This is a genomic window from Aeromicrobium sp. MLTX1 (genome assembly GCF_046452335.1).
In the GTDB taxonomy this organism is placed as follows: domain Bacteria; phylum Actinomycetota; class Actinomycetes; order Propionibacteriales; family Nocardioidaceae; genus Aeromicrobium.
Window position 1 is genome coordinate 537,596 of the sequence record NZ_JBKFDN010000002.1, and the last position, 26,790, is coordinate 564,385.

A 26,790-nucleotide genomic window follows, 5' to 3' on the forward strand; every position below is an offset into this window, starting at 1 on the left:
CATCCTATCGGCGGGGCGTCAGGCCCCGGACGGTCACCCACGCGGACAGCGCGGCCTCGGCGGCCTCGCGGCCCTTGTCCTCGGGCGAGCCGGGCAGTCCGGCGCGGTCGAGCGCCTGCTGCTCGGTGTCGCACGTCAGCAGTCCGAACCCGACGGGAACGCCCGAGTCGAGCGCGACGCGGGACAGCCCGTCGGTGGTGGCGGCGGAGACGTACTCGAAGTGGGGCGTGCCGCCGCGGATGATGACGCCGAGCGCCACCACCACGTCGTAGCCCGCCTTCGCGCAGGCCTGGGCGATGATCGGCAGCTCGAAGGATCCGGGCGCGCGCAGGACCGTGACGTCGGTGACGCCCGCCTCCTTGAGCGCGCGCTCGGTGCCGCCGAGGAGGCCGTCCATGACCTCGGTGTGCCAGCTCGAGGCGACGACGGCGACCTTCGCGCCGCTGCCGTCGACCTTCAGCTCGGGTGCTCCGTGTCCGGCCATGTCAGTTCTCCTCGTCCAGCTGCAGGTCGGGCAGGTCGTGCCCCATGCGGGCGGCCTTGGTCTGCAGGTACCGCAGGTTGTCGGGGGTGGGCGCGATGACCACGGGGAGCCGCTGGGCGACCTTGACGCCGTACTGCTCCAGCTGGGTGGACTTGTCGGGGTTGTTCGTCAGCAGCCGCACCGACGTGACGCCGAGGTCGCGCAGGATCTGGGCACCGGCGGCGTAGTCGCGCTCGTCCTCGCCGAAGCCGAGCGAGAGGTTCGCGTCGACCGTGTCCTGGCCCTGGTCCTGGAGCTCGTACGCGCGCAGCTTGTGCAGCAGCCCGATCCCCCGGCCCTCGTGGCCGCGCAGGTAGACGACGATGCCGGCTCCCTCGGCGACCACCTGGGCCATGGCGGCCTCCAGCTGGGGGCCGCAGTCGCAGCGGCGCGAGCCGAAGACGTCGCCCGTCAGGCACTCGGAGTGCAGCCGCACCAGCACGTCCTCGGTGCCGGGCTCGCCGTGGACGAGCGCGATGTGCTCGGCGCCGTCGATGCGGTCGCGGAAGCCGAGCGCGCGGAACGTGCCGAACTCGGTGGGCAGGTGGGAGTCCGCGAGACGCGAGACCTGCGACTCGTGCAGCCGCAGGTACACCTGCAGGTCGGCGATCGACACGAGCGCGAGGTCGTGCTCGTCGGCGAACGCGCGCAGCTCGGGGGCGCGCTTGAGGGTGCCGTCGTCGTTCATGACCTCGCCGATGACGCCGGCGGGCGTCAGCCCGGCCAGACGGGCGAAGTCCACCGCGGCCTCGGTGTGGCCGGCGCGCTCCAGCACGCCGCCCGGCTTCGCGCGCAGCGGCACGATGTGACCGGGCTGGACGAGCTCGAACGGCTCGGTGGCCGAGTCGGCCAGCACGCGGCACGTGCGGGCGCGGTCGCTCGCCGAGATGCCGGTCGTGACGCCGTCGCGGGCGTCGATCGAGACCGTGTAGGCCGTGCGGAGGCGGTCGCGGTTGTGGGGCGTCATGAGCGGGATCGCCAGGCGGTCGAGGATCTCGCCGACCACGGGCGCGCAGATGAGGCCGCTGGAGTGGCGGACCAGGAACGCCATCAGCTCGGGCGTCGCCTTCGACGCGGCGAAGATGATGTCGCCCTCGTTCTCGCGGTCCTCGTCGTCGACGACGACGATCGCCTTGCCGTCGCGGATGTCGGCGATCGCCCGCTCGATGCTGTCGAGGCGGACCCCGGTGTGCTGCTCGCTCATGACTGAGCTCCCTTCTCGAGCAGTCGCTCGACGTACTTGGCGATGACGTCCACCTCGAGGTTGACGCGGTCGCCGGGCTTGCGGGTGCCGAGCACGGTGTCGGCGAGGGTGGTGGGGATCAGCGAGACGCTGAACCAGTCGTCGTCGGCCTCGACGACCGTGAGCGACGTGCCGTCGACGGTGATCGAGCCCTTGTCGACGACGTAGCGGGCCAGCTCGGCCGGCAGACTGAAACGCACGACCTCCCAGTGCTCGCTGGGAGTGCGGTCGATGAGGGTGGCGGTGCCGTCGACGTGTCCCTGCACGATGTGGCCGCCCATGCGGGCGCCGGCCTGCATCGCGCGCTCGAGGTTGACCTCGGCGCCGGGCGCCAGGTCACCCAGGCTCGTGCGGACGAGCGACTCGCGCATGACGTCCGCGCTGAACGTGTCCTCGGTCGGATCGATCACCGTCAGGCAGCAGCCGTTGACCGCGATCGAGTCGCCGTGCCCGGCGTCCGAGGTGACGACCGGGCCGCGGATCGTGATCCGCACGGAGTCGCCGAGGTCGTCGAGGGCCACGACGGTGCCCTTCTCCTCCACCAGTCCGGTGAACATCAGTCCATGTCCTCTCTGGGCATCCGGCCGGGGGTGCCGATGATGCGGATGTCGGGGCCGACCATCGTCAGGTCGGTGATGTCGATGGGGCGGATGTCGGCCAGCGTGGTGGCCTCGCCCTCGAGGGCGGCGCGGCCGGAGCCGAGCATCGCCGGGGCCATGTACCCGATGACGCGGTCGATGAGGCCCTCGCCCCAGAACGCGCCCGCCAGGCGCGGCCCGCCCTCGAGCCACACGTGGTGGACGCCCTCGGCCTGGAGCTCGGCGAGGACCTCGTGGGGGTCACGCGACGCGATCTGGCGCGTGGGCGCGACGCGGTCGAACACGCGGTAGTAGGCCGGGATCTTCGACTCGCCGACGATGACGCGCAGCGGCTGCTGGTCGTACGGCAGCGGCTTGTCGTCCTCGTCGCGCACCGTGAGGCGCGGGTCGTCCGAGAGCACCGAGTAGGTGCCGGCCATGATCGCGTCGCACTCGGCACGGAACCGCTGCACGTCGCGACGCGCCGTCTGGCTGGTGATCCACTTGCTGGTGCCGTCGGGGGCTGCGCTGAGGCCGTCGAGCGTCGCCGCGTACTTCCACGTCACGAACGGGCGGCCGTGCAGGTGGCGGTGCGCCCAGAAGCGGACGAGGTGGTCGGTCTCGTCGGCGAGGACGCCGCTCTCGACCTCGAGGCCCGCCTCGGCGAGCGTCTTCGCTCCCCCTGCGCCGTCGGCCGGGTCGGCGGTGCCGAACACGACGCGCGCCACTCCGGCGTCGATGAGCGCCTGCGTGCACGGGCCGGTGCGGCCGGTGTGGTCGCACGGCTCGAGGGTGATGACGGCGGTGGCGCCGCGAGCGCGGTCGCCCGCCTGCGCGAGCGCGTCGACCTCGGCGTGCGGGGTGCCCGCGCCGCGGTGGACGCCCGTGGCGATCTCGGCGCCGTCGGCGTCGAGCAGGACACAGCCCACCTGCGGGTTGGGGAGGGTGCGGCCCACGGTGCGGGCGGCGTCGATCGCGCGACGCATCGCGTCGGTCTCGGTCTGACTGGCCACCGGTCTCCCTGCGGTCGGGCTCACGACACACCGGGGACGGCTCGGACGCACGGGGCGGCCGAGCAGCGTGCGCCTTCCATCCGGACTTTCACCGTCGGTACCGGAATTCCACCGGTTCAACCTCGGCCCTGCGAGAGGACCTCGGGTCGCGGACTGTCACCGCCGGTTCGGACTTGCACCGACCCCGGAGCACGCGAGCGAATTGCTCGTACGGGGAGAGTCTAGCGGCTCAGTGACAGGCGCCGACGGCCGTCTCACGGAGACGCTCGACCATGGCGCCCGGATCATCGGCGCTGTAGACGGCCGAGCCCGCCACGAAGGTGTCCGCGCCGGCCTCGGCGCAGCGCTCGATCGTCTCGAGCGAGACCCCGCCGTCGACCTGCAGCCAGATGTCGCCGCCGACCTTGTCGAGCAGGGCGCGGGTGCGGCGGATCTTCGGCAGGCACAGGTCGAGGAACCTCTGGCCACCGAAGCCCGGCTCCACGGTCATGATCAGCACCATGTCGAGCTCGGGCAGCAGGTCCTCGTAGGGCTCGATGGGCGTCGCGGGCTTGAGCGCCATCGAGGCACGGGCGCCCTGCGCGCGCAGCTCGCGAGCCAGCCGCACCGGGGCCTTCGCGGCCTCGACGTGGAACGTGACGCTGGAGGCGCCCGCCTCGACGAACTGCGGCGCCCATCGGTCGGGGTCCTCGATCATCAGGTGCGCGTCGATCGGCTGCGGCGCGGCCTTCGCCAGCGCCTCGATCACCGGGGCGCCGAGTGTCAGGTTCGGCACGAAGTGGTTGTCCATGACGTCCATGTGCAGGAAGTCGGCCGTGGGGATCCGGGCCGCCTCCCCCGCCAGGTTCGCGAAGTCGGCGTTGAGCAGGCTCGGCGTGATGCGCATGGGGCCGAGCGTATCGGTCAGGATCGGCGCAGCAGGGCGAGGTACATGGCGTCGGTGCCGTCGGTGTGCGGCCACCAGTGGTGCTCGGCCTCGACGGTGACGTCGGAGCGCTCGGCGGTGACGGCCTCGACGACCTCGCGGGTCTCGGCGGGCAGCGGCGAGCACGTCGCGTAGCCCACCACTCCCCCGGGCCGCACGAGATCGAGGGCGCGCGTCAGCAGCTGGCGCTGGAGCTCGACCAGGTCCGGCACGTCCTCGGGGCAGCGGCGCCAGCGGGCCTCCGGGCGGCGGCGGAGCGCCCCGAGCCCGGTGCAGGGGGCGTCGAGCAGCACGCGGTCGAAGGACTCCTCCTCCCACGGGCCCTCGCGGCCGTCGTGGACGACGACCTGGACGTTGCTCAGGGCGCGCACGGACTGGCGGACGAGCTCGGCGCGGTGCGGCTGCACCTCGTTGGCGACGAGGCTCGCACCGCGCTCGGCCGCCAGCGCGCCGAGCAGCGCCGCCTTGCCACCGGGGCCGGCCGCGAGGTCGAGCCAGTGCGTGTCGTAGCCCTCGACCGGCGCCTGGGCCGTGGTGATCGCGACCATCTGGGAGCCCTCGTCCTGGACGCCTGCCCGGCCGTCGCGCACCGCGGGCACGAAGCCCGGGTCGCCGCCGGCGGTCATGATGCGGGCGTAGGGGCTGAGCCGGCCGCTCTCTCCGGGCAGGGACCTCGGATCGATCAGGCCGGGACGGGCGGCCAGCGTGACGTGCGGCGGCACGTTGTCGGCCGCGAGCAGCTCCTCCAGCTGGTCGGGGCCCACCGCGTCCTCGAGCGCCGCGACGACCCACTTCGGGTGCGAGTACCGGATGGCCAGCGCGGAGTGCCGGTCGAGACCGGCGGTCAGCTCGGCGATCCAGGTGTCGAGGTCCTTCTGACCGATCTTGCGCAGCACCGCGTTGGTGAACCCGACGGGCCGGTGCCCGATCCGCCGGCGGACGAGGTTGACGGTGGTGTCGACCGCGGCGTGCGGAGGCACCCGCATCGCCAGCAGCTGGTGCACACCGAGCCGCAGGGCGTCACGGACCGCGGGATGGACCGTGCCGGTCGCGACCGCGTCGATGATCGCGTCGTACGTGCCCTGGTGGCGGATCGTGTTGCTCGTCAGCTCGGTCGCCAGCGCGGCGTCCCGGTCGGAGAGGTCCTTCAGCAAGGTCGGCAGCAGCAGGTTGACGTAGACCTCACGCGTGCGGACGGCCGACATGACCTCGAAGGCCACCTCGCGGGGATCGGTGATGGTGCTCATCCGAGGACCACCTCGGTGGTCCCGCCGAGGCCCCGGCCCCAGTCGGCGGCGGCCATCGCCTTCTTGCCGTGCGGCTGCACCTCGCCCAGGACGACGTCGGTCGTGGTCGTGCCCACCCGGACCTCGCGCTTGCCGATCGCGGCGACGCCGGGCTCCAGCGTGGACTCCTCGCTGATCGTCAGCGGGCCGACCTTGAGGCGGGCGCCGTCGACCTCGGTCCAGGCGCCGGGCGCGGGCGTGCAGCCGCGGATGTGCCGGTCGACGGCGAAGGCGGGGCGCTTCCAGTCGATGCGGGCGTCCTCGGTGGTCAGCTTGTGGGCGTACGAGACGTTGTCCTCGGGCTGGCGCACGGCGCCGATGTCGCCGTCCTCGATGTGGTCGACCACGTCGACGGTCAGCACGGCGCCCTGGTCGGAGAGGCGGTCGAGCAGGGTCCCGGTGGTGTCGTCCTCGCGGATGCGCTCGGTGATCGTGCCGAGCACGGGACCGGCGTCGAGCGCCTCGACGAGGCTGAAGACGGTGGCGCCGGTGATCTCGTCGCCCGCCATGATCGAGCGCTGGACGGGTGCGGCACCGCGCCACGCCGGCAGCACCGAGTAGTGCAGGTTGATCCAGCCGAGCTCGAGCGCGTCCAGCACGTCGCGGCGCAGCAGGGCGCCGTACGCGACGATCACGCCCAGCCGCGCCTGCGTGGCGGCGAGCGCCTCGAGGAACTCCGGATCGGAGGTCGAGGTGGGCTTGAGGACGTCGATGCCGTGCGCCTCGGCGGCCACCGCGACGGGCGACGGCTGCAGCGAGCGGCCACGGCCGACGCGGGCGTCCGGACGCGTGATCACCGCCGCCACCTCGTGGCGGCTGGCGACGAGCGCCTCGAGCGTCGGCACGGCGGTGGCCGGGGTTCCGGCGAAGACGATTCTCACCCGGCGAGTCTAGGTCGTCGGTCGGGAGTGCTCAGAAGGCGACGGGGTCGATCTGGATCCGCACGGGCGGCTCCTTGGCCGCGCTGCGCTCGGAGGCGAGCTGCTTGAGCACCGTGGCCAGGGCGAGTCCCTCGCGGCGGGGCACGCGCAGGATCAGCCGCTCGCGACCGGGCTCGACCGGCACGGGACCGAGCACGTCGACGAACGCGGGCCAGGCGCGCTTCGCGAGGATCCCGATGACGTCCTCGGGACCGTCGACGGTGGCGAGCCGGCCGACGGGCGGCAGGTGGGTCTCGGCCCGGTCGGCGAGCTCGCGCGCCGCGACCGTGACCGGATCGGCGCGCACGAGCGCCTGGAGGACCGTGGAGTCGCCCACGGCGACGGCGCGTGCGCCGAACGCCGCCAGGGCGAGGGCGTTGAACCAGCGGCGGTGCGACTCCTCGACGACGCGGACGTCGTCGCGGCCGAGCATGAGCCACGTGTCGAGCAGCACGACCACCGCGTAGCCGCCGGTGACCGTGGGCTCGGCACCCGGCGTGGCGAGGACGAGCGGTGAGCCGTCGGTCTCGACGTGGTCGAGCACGGCGCTGCCGCCCGAGGTCAGCACGGTGCGGTCGGGGAAGGCGGCGCCGAACTCCTCGGCGGTGCGCAGCTGGCCGACCACCGGCGCACGCAGGCGGGTGCCGCCGCACTCGCCGCAGCGCCATGCGGGGACCTCGGTGGCGCACCAGCGGCACACCAGCGGTGCGTCGGCGCGGTGCTGCAGGAGCGGGCCGTGGCACTGCGCGCACGTGGCCGGGGTGCGGCAGTCCTGGCACGCCAGCGACGTGCGGTAGCCGCGCCGGGGCACCTGGACCAGCACCGGGCCCTCGGCGTTGCGGACGGCCTGGAACACGGCGGCGGGCAGGCGCGCCGCGGCCGCGCCGTGCTCGGTGCCGTCGGTGACCTCGACGAGCGGCCACTCGCGACGCCGCGAGGACTGGTCGGCGACGATCTCGGCGCACCAGCCCTGCTGGACGAGTGACTGCGCCTCGGCCGTGCGGGCGTGCCCGGCGATGAGGACACCGGCGCCCGCCTCGATCGCCCGGGTGAGCAGCACCTCGCGGGTGTGCGGGTAGGGCGCGCGCGGCTCGGCGTGCAGGTCGTCGCCGTCGTCCCAGATCACGACGAGGCCAAGGTCCTTCACCGGCGCGTAGGCGGCGCCCCGGGTGCCGAGCACGACGCGCACCTCGCCCCGCGTGACGCGCAGGAAGCTGCGGTAGCGCGCGGCCGGCTTGTCGGCCGCGGTGAGCACGACATGGGCGTCCGGTCCGAGCGCCTCGGCGAAGACGTCGTGCCAGCGGGCGGCGTCACGGACGTCGGGGACGCACACCACCGCTCCGCGCCCCGATCGGACGACGGCGGAGACGGCCTCGGCGACGGCGCGCTCGGGCTCGTGGCGCGGCAGCGCGTTGAGCACCGCCCGTGGGGATTCGCCCCGCGCGAGGGCCTCGACGAAGCCCGCACCGTGCACGTAGGCGTGCCACGAGGCGCTGCCGATGTCGGGCGGTGTGGGCGCGGGCTCGGCGGCGGGGTGCGCCTCGGCGCGGGCGTGCCGCGGCGGGATCGCGAGCCTCAGGACATCGGCGACCGAGCCGGCGTACCGGTCGGCCAGCGCACGGGCCAGGTGAGCCGTCTCGGGCGCGAGGACCGGCTCGGACGAGACGAGCTTGGCGACCTCGGCCAGCTTCCCCTCGTGCTCGGAGCCGTCCGCCAGCTCGAGGACGAAGCCGTCGACCAGGCGCCCCGCGAAGCGGACCTTGACCCGGCACCCGGGGACGACGCCGTCGGCCAGCTCGTCGGGAACGGCGTAGTCGAACGGCCGGTCGAGATGCGACAGCGGCGTGTCGACGAGGATCCTCGCGACACGCCGCTGTGCTTCACTCACTCGGCTGTTCTACCAGCCGGAGCTGACATCGCTCACACCCCGGCGGCGGCGCGCAGGGCGTCGGCGCGGTCGGTGCTCTCCCACGGCAGGCCGGGGCGGCCGAAGTGGCCGTACGCGGCGGTCTCGGCGTAGATCGGGCGCAGCAGGTCGAGGTCGCGGACGATCGCGGCGGGGCGCAGGTCGAAGACCTCGAGGACCGCCTGACGGATCGTGTCGACCGGGACGACCTCGGTGCCGAACGTGTCGACGTAGAAGCCGACCGGGTGGGCCACGCCGATCGCGTAGGCGACCTGGACCTCGGCCTTGGTGGCCAGGCCCGAGGCGACGATGTTCTTGGCGACCCAGCGCATCGCGTAGGCGGCCGAGCGGTCGACCTTGCTCGGGTCCTTGCCGCTGAAGGCGCCGCCGCCGTGACGGGCGTAGCCGCCGTAGGTGTCGACGATGATCTTGCGGCCGGTCAGGCCCGCATCGCCCATGGGGCCGCCGATGACGAACTTGCCCGTGGGGTTGATGTGCGACTTGTAGCTCGACGCGTCGATGTCGTACTGGCTCAGCACCTCGTCGATGACGTGCTTCTTCAGGTCGGACGGGAGCTGGTGCTCGAGGTCGACGCCCTCCTCGTGCTGCGTGGAGATGACGATCGCCTCGACGCGGACCGGCTTGTCGTCATCGTCGTACTCGATGGTGACCTGGGTCTTGCCGTCGGGACGCAGGTACGGGAGCGTGCCGTCCTTGCGGACCTTCGTGAGCTGCTCGGAGAGGCGGTGCGCGATCGTGATCGGCAGCGGCATCAGCTCGGGGGTCTCGTCGCAGGCGAAGCCGAACATGAGGCCCTGGTCGCCGGCACCCTGGAGATCGAGCGGGTCGGTGGCGCCGCCGACACGGGCCTCCTCGGCCTTGTCGACGCCCTGCGCGATGTCGGGCGACTGCGCGTCGAGGGTGACCTGCACCGCGCAGGACTCGCCGTCGAAGCCCTTCGTGGAGGAGTCGTAGCCGATCTCGAGCACCCGGTCACGCGCGATGCGCGCGATGTCGGCGTACGCCTCGGTGGTGACCTCGCCGCCGACGAGCACGAGGCCCGTGGTCACGAAGGTCTCCGCGGCGACGCGGCTCTTCGGGTCCTGCGCGAGGAGGGCGTCGAGGATGCTGTCGCTGATCTGGTCGGCGATCTTGTCCGGGTGACCCTCGGTCACGGACTCCGAGGTGAAAAGACGGCTCACGGTTACCTCTCTGGCTGATGGGCTACGACGTGCTGGACGTCGTGACGACTGTAGTGGGCAGGTGGTGAAGGGGCCCGCTCATTCCACGCGTTGGACGACCGCGTCCCAGATCGCGTGGGCGATCTCGGCCTTCGCGGCGCGGGGCACGGGATGCTCGGCACCCTCTGCCGTGAGGATCGTGACCTCGTTGTCGGGCTGGCCGAACGTGCGCTCGGATCCGACGTCGTTGACGACCAGCAGGTCGCAGCCCTTGCGCGCCATCTTGGCGCGGGCGTGGTCGAGGACCGACCCGTTGGCGTCGCCGGTCTCGGCCGCGAATCCGACGATCACCGGCGAGCGGCCGGAACGGGTGCGCACGAGCTCGACGAGGATGTCGGGGTTCTCGGTGAGCTCGATGGTGGGGGCGACCCCGTCGGCCTGCTTCTTGATCTTGGCGTCGGCGAAGGCGGTGGGCCGGAAGTCGGCCGGGGCGGCGGCCATGACGACCGCGTCGGCGGACTCGGCGGCCTTGAGCACGGCCTCGCGGAGCTCGGCGGTGGTGACGACCCGGACCACGTCGACGCCCGCGGGCACGGGGACCGAGACGTTGGCCGCGACCAGCGTGACGGAGGCGCCGCGGGCGAGCGCCGCCTCGGCGAGCGCGATGCCCTGGCGGCCGGACGAGCGGTTGCCCAGGAACCGGACGGGATCGAGGAACTCGCGGGTACCGCCGGCCGAGATCACCACGTGCTGGCCGGTGAGGTCGTGCGGCCGGCCCTGGAGCACCTGCTGGCAGATCGCGTGGATCGCCTCGGGCTCGGGCAGTCGGCCCGGGCCGGTGTCGGCGCCGGTGAGACGGCCCGAGTCGGGCTCGATCACCAGGACGCCGCGCTCACGCAGGGTGGCGACGTTGGCGACCGTGGCGGGGTGCTCCCACATCTCGGTGTGCATGGCCGGCGCCATGACCACCGGACAGCGAGCGGTGAGCAGTGTGTTCGTGAGCAGGTCGTCGGCCAGGCCGTGCGCCGCACGCGCCAGCGTGTTGGCCGTGGCCGGGACGACCACCACGAGGTCGGCCGTCTGGCCGAGCTTCACGTGGGGCACCTCGGGGACGTTCTCGAAGACGCCCGTCTGCACGGGGTTCCCGGAGAGCGCCTCCCACGTGGGCGGCCCGACGAACTCCAGCGCCGACTCGGTGGGCACGACGCGGACGTCGTGCCCCGCCTCGGTGAAGAGTCGCAGCAGCAGCGCCGCCTTGTAGGCGGCGACGCCGCCGGTGACCCCGAGGACGATCCGGCTCATCGGGAGAGGCTCAGGCCTCGGTGGGGGTCTCGGTCGCGACGGCGTCGGCCGGCACGTCCTCGACGGTCAGCAGGCCGGCGTTGATCTCGCGCAGCGCGATCGACAGCGGCTTCTCCTGGACCTCGGTCTCCAGCAGGGGGCCGACGTACTCGAGCAGGCCCTCGCCCAGCTGGGAGTAGTAGGCGTTGATCTGGCGGGCGCGCTTGGCGCTGTAGAGGACCAGCTTGTACTTGGAGTCCGCCTTCTCGAGCAGGTCGTCGATCGGCGGGTTGGTGATGCCTTCGGCGGCAGAACGTGTCGTGGACACTCAGAATCTCCAGAAGTTTCGAGGTTCACCCGGCAGGGTCGGCTGGCGGGCGTGATCTGAACAAGTCTACCAACTCGCGCCCCGCTTCCTCGACCTCGGTGTTGACGATGGTGGTGTCGAACTCCGACACCGCCGCCAGCTCCTCGCGCGCAGTGGCCAGCCGGCGCTCGCGCTCGGCCTCGGTCTCGGTGCCCCGTCCGACGAGGCGGCTGACCAGCTCGTCCCAGCTGGGCGGGGCCAGGAAGACGAGGTAGGCCTCGGGCAGCGCCTCGCGCACCTGCCGCGCGCCCTGCAGGTCGATCTCGAGCAGCACCGACTCCCCCTGCGCCAGCTTCCGCTCGACGGGCGCGCGCGGGGTGCCGTAGCGGTTGACGCCGTGGACCGTGGCCCACTCGAGCAGGCCGTCGTTCTCGATCAGCCGGTCGAACTCCTCGGGCGAGACGAAGTGGTAGTGCGTGCCGTCGATCTCGCCGGGGCGCGGCGGGCGCGTGGTGGCCGACACCGACATCGCGATCTCGGGGTGGTGCTCGCGGATCCAGCCCGCGACGGTGCCCTTGCCGACCGCGGTGGGTCCGGCGAGGACGATGAGCCGACCGCGCTCAGCCACGGCGGCTGATCTCGGCCACGAGCCCCTTGGCCTGGTTGGAGCCCAGGCCGCGCAGGCGCCGGCTCTCGGCGATGTTGAGCTCGGCCATGATCTGCTGCGCGGTGAGCTTGCCGATGCCGGGGATGCTCTGGAGCAGGTCGAGGACCTTGATCTTGGCGACGGCTTCGTTGCGCTGGGCCTCGGCCAGCACGTCGGCGATGCTGGCGCCGGAGTGCCGCAGGCGGTTCTTCACCTCGGCGCGCACCTGGCGCGCGGCGGCGGCCTTGGCCAGCGCGGCCCGGCGCTGCTCGTCGGTCAGTTCGGGAAGTGCCATGGTCTCCTCACTTCTTCGACAGGTCGATGCCGCACTCGTCGTGCACGTGCTCGACCACGTCCTCGCGTTGGGCCTTGGTGTCGTTGAAGGCCTCGTGGGCCGCGGTGATCTGGTCGATGTCCTTCTGGGACAGCGCGTTCACCTTGACCTCGTCCTTCATGTCCTCCAGCGGCAGGCCGGACGTGCGGTGCGCGATGACGACCTTCTTCGTCGACACGGCGATCGACTTCCACTCCTTCTTGACGTCGGCCGGGGCCACGCGCGAGATCTTCGTCGTGACGTCGGCGTAGGTGGAGAAGGCGGCGTCGCTCTGCTCGCCGAAGGTGGCCAGCGGCTCACGTCCCGCGTCGACCGCGTCGCAGTACGGTCCCCCGCCCGAGCAGCCCGCCAGGGTCGCGAGACCGAGGACCACGGACAGCAGCAGGGAGGGTCGTCGCACCCCGACAGGTTACTAGCGCGGACCCTCGCTCCAGCGGTCCGTGCGCCGCGTGTATCAGCGCGTCCTCTTCCTGCCTCGTCTCGGATGTGCGCACAATGAACTTCGTGACCAGCGAAAAGTCACCCGAACCAGCAGCTTCCGACGAGGGCCCGTGGATCCGCTCCGGCGAGGCCTTCGCCCGCTGGCGTGACGGGGACCGCGGAGCGATCGACGACCTCGTCCGGGAGATGACCCCCGTGCTGTGGCACGTGGTGCGGGCGTACCGCCTCGACGAGGACGTCTGCGAGGACGTCATCCAGTTCACCTGGCTGACTCTCGTGCGCAAGGCCGACGCCGTGGAGAACCCCCGCGCGGTGTCGTCCTGGCTCATCATCACGGCCCGGCGCCAGGCGTGGCGGGTCGCCTCACGGAACCGGCGCGAGGACCCGGCGGACGACGAGCTGCTCGCTCCCGTCCTGCCCAGCTCCCCCGCCGCCGAGTCCGAGGCGGTCGAGGCCGACGAGAGCCACCGGCTGTGGTCGGCGGTCGCCCAGCTCAACGAGCGCTGTCAGCGCCTGCTGCGGGTGATCGCCTTCGACGACCGTCCCGACTACCAGCACATCTCCGAGGACCTGGGCATGCCCGTGGGCAGCATCGGACCGACGCGCCGTCGCTGCCTCGAGAAGCTCAAGGCCGTCATCTCCGGCGAGGGGGCCACGTCATGACCGAGCGCGATCCGATCTTCACCGACCTGCGAGCGATGTTCGAGCAGCTCGATCCGCCGCCGGCCCACCTGGCCGACGCCATGATCGCGGCCATCGCCGCCGAGAACCTCGACGCCGACTACGAGCTGCTGAGCCTGCTGGGTCGCAGCACCGAGCTGGCCGGCACCCGGGGCTCGGGCGTCATCACCATCGAGTTCTCCCACGACGAGACGTCCATCCTGCTGCGCGTGGCCGAGGTCGACGAGACCACCCGACGCGTGGACGGCTGGGTCACCGGCGCCGGCGCCAGCCACGCCCGCCTCACCGCGGGCGACCAGACCTGGACCGCCGACGTCACCGACGGCCGGTTCGAGTTCGAGTCGCTGCCCGCCGGGCTCATTCGCATCTACTTCTCGGGTGACACCGAGCTCGCCACCCCCACCTTCGAGATCTGAGGAGCAGCATGGCCCCCGAGAACGACGGACGTCGTCGTCCCCCGTCGCTGGAGGCACGGGACGAGTGGACCCGACGCCAATCCGTTGCCGAGCGCGAGGGCAAGATCCTCGATCCGACCACCGCCGCGGCGGCGCCGGACCCCGACGCGAAGCCCACGGCCTACCTCGCCACCCGGCTCCTGGTGTCGACGCTCATCGACACGGACGCAGCCATCGAGGTGCTCGACCGCGCCGCCGACACGTTCCACTGGGACGTCCGCGTCGACGACAGCTTCCCGCGCATCGAGATCGAGAGCACCGAGGAGGAACGGCGATCCCGGGCCGAACGTTATCCGTGGGCGACCGGGAACGTCGGTCTACTCCGGGTTCTGATCGTGGCGCGAGACGACGCCCGCGCCCGCCCACCGGACGCATGGTCCCTGCTGCAGACCGCCCGAGCGATGGCCCGCGGTGATGAGGTGCTCTTCGGAATCGGTCTCGACCATGTGATGACCGTCAACCCCATCACGCGCTCCAACCCGATCACCCGCTCGAATCCGATCACCCGCTCGAACCCGATCACCCGCTCGAACCCGATCACGCGCTCCAACGGCTTCCTGGTGGATGCCTATGCAGATCCGGGCACGGGCGGACGGCAGCCGATCGCCTTCGCGGGGCGCCCACCACATCGCGCAGACCAACCCTCCGGCGAGCGGCGCCCGCACGTGGGCGTCATCGACACCGGGTGCGGGAAGCATGACTGGTTCTCCGACAGCTTCGTGCACGACGGCACGTCGCTCGGCCCGCATGCTCCGATCGGGCATGACGGGGCCGACACCGACCCCGAGAGCGTCGGCGACGTGGGCGGGCCGTTGGACGGCGTGCTCGACGAGGCATCCGGCCACGGAACCTTCATCGTCGGACTCGTGCACCAGGGCTGTCCCGATGCCGACATCTGGTGGTGGCGCGCGGTCGACTCCGACGGCACGCTGGCCGAGTCGGACCTGCTCACCGTCGTCGCGAAGGTCGCAGCTCTGCTGCGCCTGCCCGACACGGATCCGCAGCGGCTCACGCTCGACGTCCTGAATCTGTCGTTCGGGTACTACCACGAGAGCCCGAAGGACGAGAAGTTCGACCCGACGTTCTATGAGCTCCTGGCGGCCATCGGACGAACGGGAACGGTCGTCGTCTGCTCCGCTGGCAACGACGCCACGGCGCGACCGATGTTCCCTGCCGCCTGGAGCCCTCATCCCGGCGTGGAGTCGATCATCCGCCTCGACCCCGGAACGACCCCGATCGTCACGGTGGGAGCGCTCAACACGAACGGCGTGACGGATGCGATCTACTGCAACGCCGGCCCGTGGATCGGCGTCCACCGGCTGGGCACGTCGCTGGTGAGCACCGTGCCCCCGTTCCAGGCGGGACTCGAGCCGCCCGCACGGTTGCAGGCCTATGGACGTCAGCGTGAGTCCATCGACCCGGACGACTTCCGCAGCGGCTTCGCCGTCTGGAGCGGCACGTCGTTCGCGGCACCGGTGTTCGCCGCCGAGCTGGCCGAGGCGCTCGCGCCCACCCTGCAGAAGACCGAGTCCTGGCCTGAGGCGGTCACGCGTTCGTCCGAAGTCGTCGAACGGATCACCTCGCAGTGAGAGCGTAGAGCCATGACGACGGCGGAGCAGTTGCACGATCGCGGAGTCGCGGCCGTCAACCGCGGGCACTTCCGCCGTTCCCGGTCGCTGCTGCTCGAAGCCCGAGCGGCGGCCGATGATCCGGACCGTGCCGCCCGGATCATCGCCACGTTGGCCTACGTCGAGGCCGAGCTGGGCGACCGTGAGAGCGCCTTGGCGCTGTGCGCCGAAGCGCTGCGGCACGAAGGACTGACACCGCACTCCCGCGCCGTGGTTCGTGGACAGCACGCAATCCTGTTGCTGCGAGGTGGTGAGGCCGACGCCGCACTCCCGCTGTTCGATCTGGCGCTCCCTGCACTCCCCCGCGGAACCGCCGAGCGCGGGAACGTCCTCATGAATCGCGGCGTCGCGCTGCTCGACCTCGGGGACTACGAGCGAGCGGAGCGCGACTTCGCTCTCGCCGCGGAGGACCTCGCCGAGGATCCCGTCGCCCGCGCCGGTGCCCTGCACAATCGTGGCTATGCGGCGCTCAAGCGCGGCGACCTGGTCGCAGCGTTGACGCACATGGGCGTGGCCGTCGAGGCGATGGGTCGTCCCAGCGCCCAGCTGACCGCCGTCATGGCCCAGGATCGCGCGGAGGTGCTGCTGGCAGCTGGTCGGGTCAGCGAGGCCGTCACGGAGCTCGAGACGGCGACCACGCGCTTCGCCGACCTGCGGCTGCCGCGGATGCGGGCCGAGTCCGAGTTCGTGCTCGGGCGGGCGCTGCTGTTCACCGATGCGAACCGCGCCCGACTCGTGGCCCGATCGGCCGCGCGGCGCCTTCGCCGCCACGGCAACACGGCGTGGGCCCTGCGCGCCGACACGCTCGAGTGCATCACCGAGGTGGTCGACGGGCGCGTCGGTGGAAGGTGGCTCAGTGAGACGGACGACCTCGCGGAGGCGCTGCGCTCACACGCCATGCACCACGAGGCGCAGCTGCTGGACCTCTACGCCGCGCGTGCCGCCGTCGGCCTGGGGCGCCTGGACGAGGCGCGTGCTCGGCTGCACCGCGGCCGAACGAATGCGCGGGACTCGCTCACGGAACGACTGCTCGAGCGCGGGACCAAGGCCGAGCTGTCGTCGGCGCTGGGACGGCGCCGCACGGCGCTGCACCATCTCCGAGCCGGCCTGGAGCTCTTGCACGACTGGCAGGCGTCGTTCAGCAGCCTCGATCTCATGAGCTCGCTGGTGGGGCACGGACGCGCGCTGGCGGCGCGCGGACTCCAGCTGGCCCTGGAGACCGGGTCCCCCGACCTGGTCTTCGAGTGGTCCGAGCGGGCACGGGCGCTGACGACTCGGGTCGTGCCCGTGCGTCCGCCGCACGATCCCGCAGCGGCCTCGGACCTCATCGAGATCCGTGCCCTGACGGTCACGGAGCCGGATCCCGGGACGGTCGAGGCGCAGCGTCTCGCGGTCCTGCGCCGTCGGGTGCGCGAGCGTGCGTGGCTCGGCGCTGGATCGGGCGAGGTCCGCTCCGTCGCCGATCTCGAGACGGTGACGGCGGCGCTGGGCACCGACAGTGCCCTGGTCAGCTACGTGTGGGACGGTGGCTCCCGCGTCCATGCGCTCGTGGCGACCGATGACGTGCGTGTCGTGTGCGACCTCGGGTCGGCCCAACCGCTGTGGGAGCTGCTCGCGGGACTGCAGGCCGACCTCGACGTGAGTGCCAGCAGTCTGAGCCCGGCCCTGGCGCAGGTCGTCCTGGCCGGACGCAAGCGGCGGCTGGAGCAGCTGGCCGAGGCGCTGGTGGGGCCCCTGCTGGAACACGTCGGCGACCGGCGCGTCGTGATCACCCAGGCCGGCGTGCTGGCGGGCGTTCCGTGGTCGATGCTGCCGGGGTTCGTGGGCCGGCCGGTCACGGTGGCGTCGGCTGCCACGCGGTGGCTCGAGACCCGCGGCCTGATGACACCGACCGCGGTGACGTTCGTCGCCGGGCCCGACGTGCCTCGCGCCGTCGAGGAGGTGAAGCAGTCGGCTGCGCGCTGGCTCGGCTCGACGAGCCTGACCGATGGTCAGGCGACGGTCGCTGCCACGCTGGCGGCCGCCGACGGCGCCGATCTCCTGCACATCTCGGCCCATGGCCGGCATGCCGCCGAGAACCCGCTGTTCTCAGCGGTCCTCCTCGCCGACGGTCCCCTGTTCGGGTACGACCTCGACGGGCTGACGGACGTGCCGGACGTGGTGGTTCTCTCGGCGTGCGAGGTGGGTCGCTCGACGCAGCGCTGGGCCGAGGAGTCGCTCGGCATGGTCAACGCGTGGCTGCACGCCGGCGCGCGCTGCGTGATCGCCTCGCCCGCCGCCGTCGCCGACGACGAGGCGTGCGAGGTCCTGCAGGACGTGCACCGCCTCATGGCCGCCGGCACTCCCCCGGCCGTCGCCCTCGCCGAGGCCACCGCCGACCGCCCCACCTCGTTCGTGTCCTTCGGCGCCGGCTGGTGAGCTGACCCACTGTCAACGGTGGGAAGGGCGGCGAGTTTCGAGGCCCGCCGCCCTCCACTCAGTTGCCGCGCGTCAGTGGCGCGGCGAACGTGACCACGGCGTATGCCGTCATGCCGACCGCAGTCGACGCCACCAGAAGCCGGGACTTGAAGGAACTCGTCATGTCATCTCTCCTCTCAACGATGGTCGGGACGGGGAAGTCGAGGAGGGCGGAGCGAACACGCCCACGAGGAACCACACGAGAAGGGGCCCGAAGCCGATCAGCAGCAGCACGTCGCCCACGCTGACGACGGCTCCGATCAACTCCATCGGGATCGAGTCACCGAACACCCAGTCGACGAGGCTGCCCGGATCGGCCCACACGTAGCCGGGTCTGAGGTCCGTGGCGTCCAATCCAACCTCGCGCGCGGCCACCGCGACCACCGGCATTCCCCCACGAACCAACGTGGCGAAGGAGTTGAAGCTCACTCCCACGACGGTTGCGACGAGCGCGACGGCCGTCCACCGGTTGCGGACGCGAATCCGGTTCGCCCAGAGCAGGACCAGGGCCAAGGTCAACACGGCGCCGCCCTTGGCGCGGGACGCCATCGTCTCGTGGGTACCGGTGCGGATGAGGTGATCGGCGACGGCGCTGATGGCCAGAGCGGCCGGGATCAACGCCGCGAGCCGAAGATCGGTCGGGAACAGCGTGCGCCAGCCGCGGGAACGCCCGATGACGAGTAGCAGGAGAGAGATCGTCGCGACGACAGCGATGATCAACCATTCCCCCGAGCTCGGCATTCACCGAAGGTAGACGGTCGGAGACCGCGGCGAGGGACTTTCGTCAGGATTCGGTCAGAGCAGGGACAACGCGTCGTTCACCGCGGCGGCGGCGGCTCGGAGGTTTGCCACGTCGGGCCCCTTGGACAGGACGTCGCGCGAGGTGCTCGGGACGATCTGGTCGGTGACGGTGCCGAAGAGGCGGCGCAGGTCGTCGACCGTGCCGCCCTGGGCGCCGTAGCCGGGCACCAGGATCGGGCCGTTGAACTCGAGGCGCTGGGTGTCCAGGTGGGCCACGGTGGCGCCGATGACGGCTCCGAACGAGCCCATCGGGTCGGCGCCCTCGTTGGCGTGGCCCAGCTCGACCAGCACCTCGTCGCCCACCGACATGCCGGACGACGTGGTGGCGGCCTGGTAGCGGATCGCCTCAGGGTTGGAGGTGAACGCGAGCACGAACACGCCCGCGTCGTTCTTCTCGGCGGCGGCGAAGAACGGCGTCAGCGAGCCGAAGCCCAGGTACGGGCTCACGGTGATCGCGTCGGCCGCCATCGGGGCGTCGTCGTCGAGGTAGGCGTCGGCGTAGGCACCGGCGGTGGAGCCGATGTCACCGCGCTTCACGTCGAGGATCGTCAGCGTGCCGGTGTGCCGCAGGTCCTGCAGGGTGCGCTCCAAGATGGCGACGCCGGCCGCGCCGAACCTCTCGAAGAACGCCGACTGCGGCTTCACGAACGCCACCTTGCCGGCGAACGCCTCGACGCACGTGGCGGCGAACCGGTCGAGCCCGTCGACCGAATCCTCCAGCCCCCACTCCTCCAGGAGGTGGGCGTGGGGGTCGATGCCGACGCACAGCGGACCGTACGCCTGCATCGCCACGTGGGCGCGGCTGCCGAAGCTCATCGCGTCACCGGCTGGGCCACCGTCTCCGCCCACGACTGGAGCGGACGCACGCCGATGCTGCCGGCGATCTCGGCCTCGATGCCCTGCACCGCGGCGGCGAGCGCCTGCACGGTGGTGAGGCACGGGATGCCCTCGGCCACCGCGGCCGTGCGGATCTCGTAGCCGTCGACGCGCGCGTTGGCGCCGCTGGACAGACCGTGCGGGGTGTTGACGATCAGCTGGACCTCGCGGTCGTTGATCTTCTGCACGACCGTGCTGCCCTGCGAGCCCTCCTCGTGGAGCTTGCGCAGCACCGTGGCCTGCACGCCGTTGCGCTGGAGCACCTCGGCGGTGCCGCTCGTGGCGAGGATCTCGAAGCCGAGGTCGGCCAGGCGCTTGATCGGGAAGATCATGTGGCGCTTGTCGCGGTTGGCCACCGAGACGAAGACCGTGCCCGAGGTGGGCAGGCCGTTCTGGGCGCCCGAGGCCGACTGGCTCTTGGCGAACGCCGAGCCGAACGACGCGTCGATGCCCATGACCTCGCCCGTCGAGCGCATCTCGGGACCGAGCAGCGTGTCGACATATCGACCGTCGTAGGTGCGGAACCGGTTGAACGGCATGACCGCCTCCTTGACCGCGATGGGCGCGGTGACCGGCAGCCGGCCCCCGTCGCCCTCGGCGGGCAGGACGCCGGCGGCGCGCAGGTCGGCGATCGACTCGCCGAGCATGAGGCGCGCCGCGGCCTTGGCCAGCGGGGTGGCCGTGGCCTTGGAGACGAACGGCACGGTGCGCGACGCACGCGGGTTGGCCTCGAGCACGTAGACCGTGTCCGAGCTCAGCGCGAACTGGATGTTGATCAGACCGTGCACGCCGACGCCGCGGGCGATCGCCTCGGTGGAGGCGCGGATCTTGTCGATCTCGAGGCTGCCGAGGGTGATCGGCGGCAGGGCGCAGGCCGAGTCGCCGGAGTGGACGCCGGCCTCCTCGATGTGCTCCATGACGCCGCCGAGGAACAGCTCCTCGCCGTCGAACAGCGCGTCGACGTCGATCTCGACCGCATCGTCGAGGAAGCGGTCGACCAGCACCGGCCGGTCGGGCGAGATCTCGGTGGCGTTCTCGATGTAGGTCGAGAGCGACTCCTCGTCGTAGACGATCTCCATGCCGCGGCCGCCGAGCACGTAGGACGGGCGCACGAGCACGGGGTAGCCGATCTCGTCGGCGATCTGCTTCGCGCCCTCGAACGTGGTGGCGGTGCCGTGCTTCGGCGCCGGCAGACCGGCCGCGGTGAGCACGCGACCGAACGCGCCGCGCTCCTCGGCGAGGTCGATCGCCTCGGGCTGGGTGCCGACGATCGGCACGCCCGCGGCCTTCAGGCCCGCGGCCAGGCCGAGCGGCGTCTGGCCGCCGAGCTGCACGACGACGCCCGCGACGGGCCCCGCCTGCTGCTCGGCGTGCACGACCTCGAGCACGTCCTCCAGCGTGAGCGGCTCGAAGTACAGCCGGTCGCTGGTGTCGTAGTCGGTGGAGACGGTCTCGGGGTTGCAGTTGACCATGACGGTCTCGTAGCCGGCCTCGGACAGCGCGAGCGACGCGTGCACGCACGAGTAGTCGAACTCGATGCCCTGACCGATGCGGTTCGGGCCCGAGCCCAGGATGATGACGGCCTCGCGCTCGCGCGGCTCGACCTCGGTCTCCTCGTCGTACGACGAGTAGTGGTACGGGGTCTTGGCCGAGAACTCGGCGGCGCACGTGTCCACGGTCTTGTAGACGGGACGGACGCCGAGTGCGTGCCGGACGCCGCGGACGACCTCCTCGGACAGGCCCCGGATGCGACCGATCTGCGCGTCGGAGAAGCCGTGGCGCTTGGCGTGGTGCAGCAGATCCGGCGTGAGCCGCTCGGCGGCGGTCAGCTCGGCGGCGACCTCGTTGAGCAGCGCGAGCTGGTCGACGAACCACGGGTCGATCGACGTGGCCTCGAAGACCTCCTCGGGCGTCGCGCCGGCGCGCAGCGCGTCCATGACCTCGCGCAGGCGGCCGTCGTGCGGCACCGACGCCGACTTCAGCAGCGCCTCCTTGTCGAGGTCGACCCACTCGCGCTCCCAGGAGAACACCGCGTCGGGACGCTCGAGCGAGCGCAGCGACTTCTGCAGCGCCTCGGTGAAGTTGCGGCCGATGGCCATGGCCTCGCCGACCGACTTCATGTGCGTGGTCAGCGTGGCGTCGGCGGCCGGGAACTTCTCGAACGCGAACCGCGGCACCTTGACGACGACGTAGTCGAGCGTGGGCTCGAAGCTGGCCGGCGTCTCCTGCGTGATGTCGTTCGGGATCTCGTCGAGCGTGTAGCCGATGGCGACCTTCGCGGCGATCTTGGCGATCGGGAAGCCGGTGGCCTTCGACGCCAGCGCCGACGAGCGCGAGACGCGCGGGTTCATCTCGATGACGACGATGCGGCCGTCGACCGGGTTGACCGCGAACTGGATGTTGCAGCCGCCGGTGTCGACGCCGACCTCGCGGATGACGCCGATCGAGATGTCGCGCAGGCGCTGGTACTCGACGTCGGTCAAGGTCATCGCCGGGGCGACGGTGATCGAGTCGCCGGTGTGGACGCCCATCGGGTCGAGGTTCTCGATGGAGCAGACGATCACCACGTTGTCGGCGGTGTCGCGCATGACCTCGAGCTCGTACTCCTTCCAGCCGAGGATGGACTCCTCCAGGAGGACCTCGGTGGTGGGACTGAGCGCCAGGCCGGAGCCGGCGATGCGCAGCAGGTCGTCGTGGTCGTACGCCAGGCCCGAGCCCGAGCCGCCCATCGTGAACGAGGGGCGCACGACGACCGGGTAGCCGCCGAGCGTCTCGACGCCGGCCTCGCACTCCTCCATCGTGTGGCAGATGACCGAGCGGGCCACCTCGGCGCCCCACTCCTTCGGCAGGTCCTCGACGATCGCCTTGAAGGTCTCGCGGTTCTCGCCCTTCTCGATCGCGTCGATGGACGCGCCGATCAGCTCGACGCCGTACTTCTCCAGGATCCCCGCCGCGTCCAGCTGCATGGCGCAGTTGAGCGCGGTCTGGCCGCCCAGGGTCGCCAGCAGCGCGTCGGGACGCTCGGCGGCGATGACCTTCTCGACGTACTCGGGGGTGATCGGCTCGACGTAGGTGGCGTCGGCGAACTCCGGGTCGGTCATGATCGTGGCCGGGTTGGAGTTCACGAGGACGACGCGGATGCCCTCCTCGCGCAGCACGCGGCAGGCCTGCGTTCCCGAGTAGTCGAACTCGCACGCCTGGCCGATGACGATCGGGCCGGACCCGATGACCAGGACGGACTCGATGTCAGTGCGCTTCGGCACGGGCTGCCTCCATGAGGTCGGTGAAGCGGTCGAAGAGGTAGCCGGCGTCGTGCGGACCCGCGGCGGCCTCGGGGTGGTACTGGACGCTGAACCCGGGGCGGTCCAGCAGGGCGATGCCCTCGACGACGTCGTCGTTCAGGCACACGTGGGTGACCCGGGCCGGCCCGAAGGGCGTCTCGAAGTCCTCGTCGAGCGGCGCGTCGACGGCGAAGCCGTGGTTGTGCGCCGTGATCTCGACCTTGCCGGTGGTGCGGTCCTGCACGGGCTGGTTGACGCCGCGGTGGCCGTACTTGAGCTTGTAGGTCCCGCGGCCGAGCGCGCGGCCGAAGATCTGGTTGCCCAGGCAGATGCCGAAGTACGGCGTGCCGCGCTCGAGGACGCCCTGCACGAGCTCGACCTGGTGGTCGGCGGTGGCGGGGTCGCCGGGGCCGTTCGACATGAACACGCCGTCGGGGTTCAGCTCGAGCACCTCCTCGAGCGTGGAGGTCGCGGGCAGCACGTGCACCTCGATGCCGCGCTGCGCCATCAGCCTGGGGGTCATGCCCTTGATGCCGAGGTCGAGCGCGACGACCGTGTACTTCTTGTCGCCCTCGGCCGGCACGACGTGCGCCTCGGGGACGGTGACGTCGGCGAGGTAGTTCGAGCCGGTCATCTCGGGAGCGGCCGTGACCTGCGCCAGCAGCTGCTCGGCGTCGAGCTCGGTGCTGATGCCGGCGCGCATCGAGCCGCGCTCGCGCAGGTGACGCGTGAGGGCGCGGGTGTCGATGCCGCTGATGCCGACGACATCGCTGTCGGTCAGCAGGTCGTCGAGGCTGCGGTCGGCGCGCCAGTTCGATCGCTGGCGGGCGGGGTCGCGCACGACGTAGCCGTCGACCCACACCTGGCGGGACTCGAAGTCCTCGGCGTTGGCGCCGGTGTTGCCGACGTGCGGGGCGGTCATGACCACGATCTGGCCGCGGTACGAAGGGTCGGTCAGCGTCTCCTGGTAGCCGGTCATGCCGGTGTTGAAGACGATCTCGGCCACGGTGGTGCCGGTGGCGCCGTAGGAGCGGCCGCGGAAGGTGCGTCCGTCCTCGAGAACCAGGATGGCGGGGGGATGCGTCACTGACCGATTCCTTCCACGAGAGTTCCGTCCAGGACGGTGGCCCTGCCGGCGAGGAACGTCGCGACCACTCGGCCCGGCAGCTCCCGTCCGGCATAGGGGGTGTTGCGCGACAGGCTGGCCGTGTCGGCGGGTTCGATCGTACGCGTGGCCGCCGGGTCGTAGAGCACCACGTGGGCCGGCTCGCCGACCGCCAGCGGACGGCCGTGATGTGCGACACGCCCGATGCGTGCGGGGGTGGCACTCATGACCTCGGCGACGCGCTCCCACGTGAGGGCGCCGGTGTCGACCATCGTCTGCTGAACGATCGACAGGGCGGTCTCGAGGCCGATCATCCCGAAGGCGGCGGCGCCCCACTCGCACTCCTTGTCCTCCATCGGGTGCGGGGCGTGGTCGGTGGCGACGATGTCGATAGTGCCGTCCGCCAGGCCCTCGCGGACGGCGAGGACGTCGTCCTTGCTGCGCAGCGGCGGGTTGACCTTGTAGATCGGGTCGTAGCTGCGGACGAGCTCGTCGTCGAGGAGCAGGTGGTGGGGCGTGACCTCGGCCGTGACGTCGATGCCCCTGCTCTTGGCCCAGCGCACGATCTCGACCGAGCCGCGCGTGGACAGGTGGCACACGTGCAGGCGGCTGCCGACGTGCTCGGCGAGCAGGACGTCGCGGGCGATGATCGCCTCCTCGGCGACCGCGGGCCAGCCGGTGAGACCGAGCTCGCCCGACAGCGGGCCCTCGTTCATCTGCGCGCCCTCGGTGAGGCGCGGCTCCTGCGCGTGCTGGGCGATGACGCCGTCGAACGCCTTGACGTACTCCAGCGCGCGGCGCATGAGGACGGCGTCGCTCACGCACTTGCCGTCGTCGGAGAAGACGCGGACCTGGGCGGCCGAGTCGGCCATCGCGCCGAGCTCGGAGAGCCGCTCCCCCTCCAGTCCGACCGTGACGGCGCCGATGGGCTGCACGTCGGCGTAGCCGTGCTCGCGGCCGAGGCGCCAGACCTGCTCGACGACGCCGGCGGTGTCGGCGACGGGCTCGGTGTTGGCCATCGCGAACACGCAGGTGAAACCGCCGCGGGCGGCGGCCTGGGTGCCGGTGCGGACGGTCTCGGCGTCCTCGCGGCCGGGCTCGCGCAGGTGGGTGTGCAGGTCGACGAGGCCGGGCAGGGCGATCAGGCCCGCCGCGTCGACCGTCTCGTCGCCGGTGAGATCGGCCCCGATGGCGGTGATGACGCCGTCCTCGACGAGGATGTCGGCGGCCTCGCCGCCCAGGATCCGGGCGCCCTTGATCACGGTGCTCATGCGTTCTCTCCCTCGGTGGCGCCGCCCAGCAGCAGGTACAGGACGGCCATGCGGACGGCGACGCCGTTGGTGACCTGCTCGACGATGACGGAGCGGTCGCTGTCGGCGACGTCGGCGTTGATCTCCATGCCCCGGTTCATGGGTCCGGGGTGCAGGACGATCGCGTGGTCGGGCAGCCGGTTCGTGCGGGCGACGTCGAGCCCGTAGCGTCGGCTGTACTCGCGGGCGCTGGGGAAGAACGAGGCGTTCATCCGCTCGCGCTGGACGCGCAGCATCATGACGGCGTCGGCCTTCTCCAGGCTCGCGTCGAGGTCGTAGGAGGTCTCGACGGGCCAGGTCTCGACGCCGACGGGCAGCAGGGTGGGCGGCGCCACGAGCGTGACGTTCGCGCCGAGCGTGTCGAGCAGCAGCGCGTTCGAGCGGGCGACGCGGCTGTGCAGGACGTCGCCGACGATCGTGACGTTCTTGCCCTCGAGGTCGCCCAGCCGGCTGCGCATCGTGAACGCGTCGAGCAGGGCCTGCGTGGGGTGCTCGTGCGTGCCGTCGCCGGCGTTGACCACCGCGCCGCGCGTCCACTCGGAGGTGGCGAGGCGGTGCGGGGCGCCGGAGGCATGGTGGCGGATGACGACCGCGTCGGCGCCCATGGCCTGCAGCGTCAGCGCGGTGTCCTTCAGGCTCTCGCCCTTGCTGACGCTGGAGCCCTTCGCGCTGAAGTTGATGACGTCGGCCGAGAGGCGCTTCGCGGCGGCCTCGAAGCTGATGCGCGTGCGGGTGGAGTCCTCGAAGAAGAGATTGACGATCGTGCGGCCGCGCAGGGTGGGCAGCTTCTTGATGGGGCGCTGAGCGACGCTGAGCAGCTCCTCGGCGGTGTCGAGGATGCGCACCGCCTCGTCGCGGGTCAGGTCTCCGGCGCTGAGGAGGTGCTTCACGCGTCGCTCCCCTCGATCGTGACCGAGTCGTCGGTGCCGTCGGTGTCACCGAGGCGCACGCGGACCTTCTCGGTCTTGGAGGTCGGGAGGTTCTTGCCGACGAAGTCGGCGCGGATCGGCAGCTCGCGGTGGCCGCGATCGACCAGGACGGCCAGCTGCACGGCCTTCGGGCGACCGAGGTCGCTGAGCGCGTCGAGCGCCGCCCGGATCGTGCGGCCGCTCATGAGCACGTCGTCCACCAGGACGACGACGCGACCGTCGATGTCCTCGGGGAGGCTCGTGTGCTCCAGCGCGCGCGGGGCCTTCAGGCGCAGGTCGTCGCGATACATCGTGACGTCGAGCGCGCCCGGCTTGATGGTGGTCCCCTCGACCTCGGCCATCTTCGCGGCGATCCGCTCGGCGAGCTCGACTCCGCGGGTGGGGATCCCGAGGATGACGACACCTTCGGCGTCGCGATTCTTCTCGAGGATCTCGTGGGTGATGCGTGTCAGCGCACGCGAGACATCGGTGGCATCCATGACGGTGCTCAAGCCGACCTCCTTCTCCGCCTCACGGGACGGTGGTTAAAGGATGGTTCGGAGCGACTTTATCAGTGGGCGTCGCCGGGGCCGCGGACGGTCCGCGCGCGCCCGGGCGCCCTGGGGACGAGTCTTTCTACCTTTCGGTCGCTGGGGCGACATCTTGGTACCAAGATGCCGCCTGCCGTCCGAGAGCGACGATGC

General features: G+C 71.6%; 24 protein-coding genes, 1 pseudogene and 1 riboswitch. Of the genes and pseudogenes, 4 read left to right on the plus strand and 21 right to left on the minus strand.

Annotated elements, in window-relative coordinates; genetic code table 11:
* Positions 1–4: 4 nt before the first annotated feature.
* The 14 genes from ribH to ACK99Q_RS13205 all read right to left on the minus strand — a co-directional run bounded on the left by ribH (position 5) and on the right by ACK99Q_RS13205 (position 12,543).
* Positions 5–484, minus strand: coding sequence for a 6,7-dimethyl-8-ribityllumazine synthase (gene ribH / locus ACK99Q_RS13140; RefSeq protein WP_410186566.1), 480 nt, complete (start codon positions 482–484; stop codon positions 5–7).
* A 1-nt stretch (position 485) separates the two neighbouring features.
* Positions 486–1,727 carry a bifunctional 3,4-dihydroxy-2-butanone-4-phosphate synthase/GTP cyclohydrolase II gene (locus ACK99Q_RS13145; protein WP_410186567.1) on the minus strand — a complete coding sequence of 414 codons (1,242 nt, stop codon included), beginning with the start codon at positions 1,725–1,727 and terminating at the stop codon, positions 486–488.
* The gene (locus tag ACK99Q_RS13150; RefSeq protein ID WP_410186568.1) at positions 1,724–2,323 is read right to left on the minus strand and encodes a riboflavin synthase; all 600 of its coding nucleotides are present in this window, start codon (positions 2,321–2,323) and stop codon (positions 1,724–1,726) included. Before ACK99Q_RS13150 ends, ACK99Q_RS13145 begins: the two co-directional genes overlap by 4 nt.
* A complete protein-coding gene (gene ribD, locus ACK99Q_RS13155; RefSeq protein ID WP_410186569.1) occupies positions 2,323–3,357 on the minus strand; it encodes a bifunctional diaminohydroxyphosphoribosylaminopyrimidine deaminase/5-amino-6-(5-phosphoribosylamino)uracil reductase RibD in 1,035 nt (344 codons plus the stop codon). The genes ACK99Q_RS13150 and ribD overlap by 1 nt, the downstream gene beginning before the upstream one ends.
* A 63-nt stretch (positions 3,358–3,420) precedes the next feature.
* A riboswitch (FMN riboswitch) is annotated at positions 3,421–3,554 on the minus strand.
* 32 nt (positions 3,555–3,586) lie between these two features.
* On the minus strand, positions 3,587–4,243 hold the full coding sequence (gene rpe, locus ACK99Q_RS13160) for a ribulose-phosphate 3-epimerase (protein ID WP_410186570.1): 657 nt from the start codon (positions 4,241–4,243) through the stop codon (positions 3,587–3,589).
* A 17-nt stretch (positions 4,244–4,260) separates the two neighbouring features.
* Positions 4,261–5,529: an RsmB/NOP family class I SAM-dependent RNA methyltransferase gene (locus ACK99Q_RS13165; RefSeq protein WP_410186571.1), complete on the minus strand. Its 1,269-nt coding sequence runs from the start codon at positions 5,527–5,529 to the stop codon at positions 4,261–4,263.
* Positions 5,526–6,449 carry a methionyl-tRNA formyltransferase gene (gene fmt / locus ACK99Q_RS13170; protein WP_410186572.1) on the minus strand — a complete coding sequence of 308 codons (924 nt, stop codon included), beginning with the start codon at positions 6,447–6,449 and terminating at the stop codon, positions 5,526–5,528. Before fmt ends, ACK99Q_RS13165 begins: the two co-directional genes overlap by 4 nt.
* Positions 6,450–6,480: 31 nt before the next feature.
* The gene (locus tag ACK99Q_RS13175) at positions 6,481–8,376 is read right to left on the minus strand and encodes a primosome assembly protein PriA (protein ID WP_410186573.1); all 1,896 of its coding nucleotides are present in this window, start codon (positions 8,374–8,376) and stop codon (positions 6,481–6,483) included.
* Between the two features lie 32 nt (positions 8,377–8,408).
* Complete coding sequence (metK, locus tag ACK99Q_RS13180; protein ID WP_410186574.1) at positions 8,409–9,596, minus strand: methionine adenosyltransferase; 1,188 nt, start codon at positions 9,594–9,596, stop codon at positions 8,409–8,411.
* A gap of 78 nt (positions 9,597–9,674) precedes the next feature.
* Positions 9,675–10,877 (minus strand): bifunctional phosphopantothenoylcysteine decarboxylase/phosphopantothenate--cysteine ligase CoaBC, encoded by a 1,203-nt coding sequence (coaBC, locus tag ACK99Q_RS13185; protein WP_410186575.1) that lies wholly within the window; start codon positions 10,875–10,877, stop codon positions 9,675–9,677.
* 10 nt (positions 10,878–10,887) lie between these two features.
* On the minus strand, positions 10,888–11,184 hold the full coding sequence (rpoZ, locus tag ACK99Q_RS13190) for a DNA-directed RNA polymerase subunit omega (protein ID WP_179424503.1): 297 nt from the start codon (positions 11,182–11,184) through the stop codon (positions 10,888–10,890).
* A gap of 25 nt (positions 11,185–11,209) precedes the next feature.
* Positions 11,210–11,791: a guanylate kinase gene (gene gmk / locus ACK99Q_RS13195; protein WP_410186576.1), complete on the minus strand. Its 582-nt coding sequence runs from the start codon at positions 11,789–11,791 to the stop codon at positions 11,210–11,212.
* A complete protein-coding gene (gene mihF, locus ACK99Q_RS13200; RefSeq protein ID WP_410186577.1) occupies positions 11,784–12,104 on the minus strand; it encodes an integration host factor, actinobacterial type in 321 nt (106 codons plus the stop codon). The genes gmk and mihF overlap by 8 nt, the downstream gene beginning before the upstream one ends.
* 7 nt (positions 12,105–12,111) lie before the next feature.
* The gene (locus tag ACK99Q_RS13205; RefSeq protein ID WP_410186578.1) at positions 12,112–12,543 is read right to left on the minus strand and encodes a hypothetical protein; all 432 of its coding nucleotides are present in this window, start codon (positions 12,541–12,543) and stop codon (positions 12,112–12,114) included.
* A gap of 104 nt (positions 12,544–12,647) precedes the next feature.
* Here ACK99Q_RS13205 and ACK99Q_RS13210 point away from each other — a divergent pair, with 104 nt between their 5' ends.
* The 4 genes from ACK99Q_RS13210 (at position 12,648) to ACK99Q_RS13225 (ending at position 17,766) form a co-directional block, all read left to right on the plus strand.
* Positions 12,648–13,247: an RNA polymerase sigma factor gene (locus tag ACK99Q_RS13210; protein ID WP_410186579.1), complete on the plus strand. Its 600-nt coding sequence runs from the start codon at positions 12,648–12,650 to the stop codon at positions 13,245–13,247.
* On the plus strand, positions 13,244–13,681 hold the full coding sequence (locus ACK99Q_RS13215; protein ID WP_410186580.1) for a hypothetical protein: 438 nt from the start codon (positions 13,244–13,246) through the stop codon (positions 13,679–13,681). The genes ACK99Q_RS13210 and ACK99Q_RS13215 overlap by 4 nt, the downstream gene beginning before the upstream one ends.
* A 218-nt stretch (positions 13,682–13,899) precedes the next feature.
* Positions 13,900–15,309, plus strand: a complete 1,410-nt coding sequence (locus tag ACK99Q_RS13220; protein ID WP_410186581.1) for a S8 family serine peptidase — start codon at positions 13,900–13,902, stop codon at positions 15,307–15,309.
* 12 nt (positions 15,310–15,321) lie between these two features.
* The gene (locus ACK99Q_RS13225) at positions 15,322–17,766 is read left to right on the plus strand and encodes a CHAT domain-containing protein (RefSeq protein ID WP_410186582.1); all 2,445 of its coding nucleotides are present in this window, start codon (positions 15,322–15,324) and stop codon (positions 17,764–17,766) included.
* 159 nt (positions 17,767–17,925) lie between these two features.
* On the opposite strand, the gene ACK99Q_RS13230 is transcribed toward ACK99Q_RS13225, so the two are convergent.
* The 7 genes and pseudogenes from ACK99Q_RS13230 to pyrR all read right to left on the minus strand — a co-directional run.
* Positions 17,926–18,546, minus strand: a complete 621-nt coding sequence (locus ACK99Q_RS13230) for a DUF5317 family protein (RefSeq protein ID WP_410186583.1) — start codon at positions 18,544–18,546, stop codon at positions 17,926–17,928.
* A gap of 54 nt (positions 18,547–18,600) precedes the next feature.
* Positions 18,601–19,422, minus strand: coding sequence for an orotidine-5'-phosphate decarboxylase (gene pyrF, locus ACK99Q_RS13235; protein WP_410186584.1), 822 nt, complete (start codon positions 19,420–19,422; stop codon positions 18,601–18,603).
* The gene (gene carB / locus ACK99Q_RS13240; protein ID WP_410186585.1) at positions 19,419–22,745 is read right to left on the minus strand and encodes a carbamoyl-phosphate synthase large subunit; all 3,327 of its coding nucleotides are present in this window, start codon (positions 22,743–22,745) and stop codon (positions 19,419–19,421) included. Before carB ends, pyrF begins: the two co-directional genes overlap by 4 nt.
* The gene (carA, locus tag ACK99Q_RS13245) at positions 22,729–23,850 is read right to left on the minus strand and encodes a glutamine-hydrolyzing carbamoyl-phosphate synthase small subunit (protein WP_410186586.1); all 1,122 of its coding nucleotides are present in this window, start codon (positions 23,848–23,850) and stop codon (positions 22,729–22,731) included. The genes carB and carA overlap by 17 nt, the downstream gene beginning before the upstream one ends.
* Entirely contained in the window at positions 23,847–25,139 is a 1,293-nt protein-coding gene (locus ACK99Q_RS13250) for a dihydroorotase (protein WP_410186587.1), read from the minus strand. Before ACK99Q_RS13250 ends, carA begins: the two co-directional genes overlap by 4 nt.
* A complete protein-coding gene (locus tag ACK99Q_RS13255) occupies positions 25,136–26,068 on the minus strand; it encodes an aspartate carbamoyltransferase catalytic subunit (protein WP_410186588.1) in 933 nt (310 codons plus the stop codon). Before ACK99Q_RS13255 ends, ACK99Q_RS13250 begins: the two co-directional genes overlap by 4 nt.
* Positions 26,065–26,622, minus strand: a pseudogene (pyrR, locus tag ACK99Q_RS13260) (bifunctional pyr operon transcriptional regulator/uracil phosphoribosyltransferase PyrR); the annotation flags it as partial. The gene ACK99Q_RS13255 and the pseudogene pyrR, both read right to left, overlap by 4 nt.
* Positions 26,623–26,790: the final 168 nt, after the last annotated feature.

Excerpts from the sequence above, each read along its gene's own strand:
- ribH (WP_410186566.1), bottom strand. The coding sequence starts at position 484 with ATGGCCGGACACGGAGCACCCGAGCTGAAGGTCGACGGCAGCGGCGCG.
- rpe (WP_410186570.1), bottom strand. The coding sequence starts at position 4,243 with ATGCGCATCACGCCGAGCCTGCTCAACGCCGACTTCGCGAACCTGGCG.
- coaBC (WP_410186575.1), bottom strand. The coding sequence starts at position 10,877 with ATGAGCCGGATCGTCCTCGGGGTCACCGGCGGCGTCGCCGCCTACAAG.
- pyrF (WP_410186584.1), bottom strand. The coding sequence starts at position 19,422 with ATGAGCTTCGGCAGCCGCGCCCACGTGGCGATGCAGGCGTACGGTCCG.
- ACK99Q_RS13145 (WP_410186567.1), bottom strand. The coding sequence starts at position 1,727 with ATGAGCGAGCAGCACACCGGGGTCCGCCTCGACAGCATCGAGCGGGCG.
- ACK99Q_RS13215 (WP_410186580.1), top strand. The coding sequence starts at position 13,244 with ATGACCGAGCGCGATCCGATCTTCACCGACCTGCGAGCGATGTTCGAG.
- mihF (WP_410186577.1), bottom strand. The coding sequence starts at position 12,104 with ATGGCACTTCCCGAACTGACCGACGAGCAGCGCCGGGCCGCGCTGGCC.
- ACK99Q_RS13165 (WP_410186571.1), bottom strand. The coding sequence starts at position 5,529 with ATGAGCACCATCACCGATCCCCGCGAGGTGGCCTTCGAGGTCATGTCG.
- ACK99Q_RS13150 (WP_410186568.1), bottom strand. The coding sequence starts at position 2,323 with ATGTTCACCGGACTGGTGGAGGAGAAGGGCACCGTCGTGGCCCTCGAC.
- ACK99Q_RS13225 (WP_410186582.1), top strand. The coding sequence starts at position 15,322 with ATGACGACGGCGGAGCAGTTGCACGATCGCGGAGTCGCGGCCGTCAAC.
- ACK99Q_RS13250 (WP_410186587.1), bottom strand. The coding sequence starts at position 25,139 with ATGAGCACCGTGATCAAGGGCGCCCGGATCCTGGGCGGCGAGGCCGCC.
- ACK99Q_RS13230 (WP_410186583.1), bottom strand. The coding sequence starts at position 18,546 with ATGCCGAGCTCGGGGGAATGGTTGATCATCGCTGTCGTCGCGACGATC.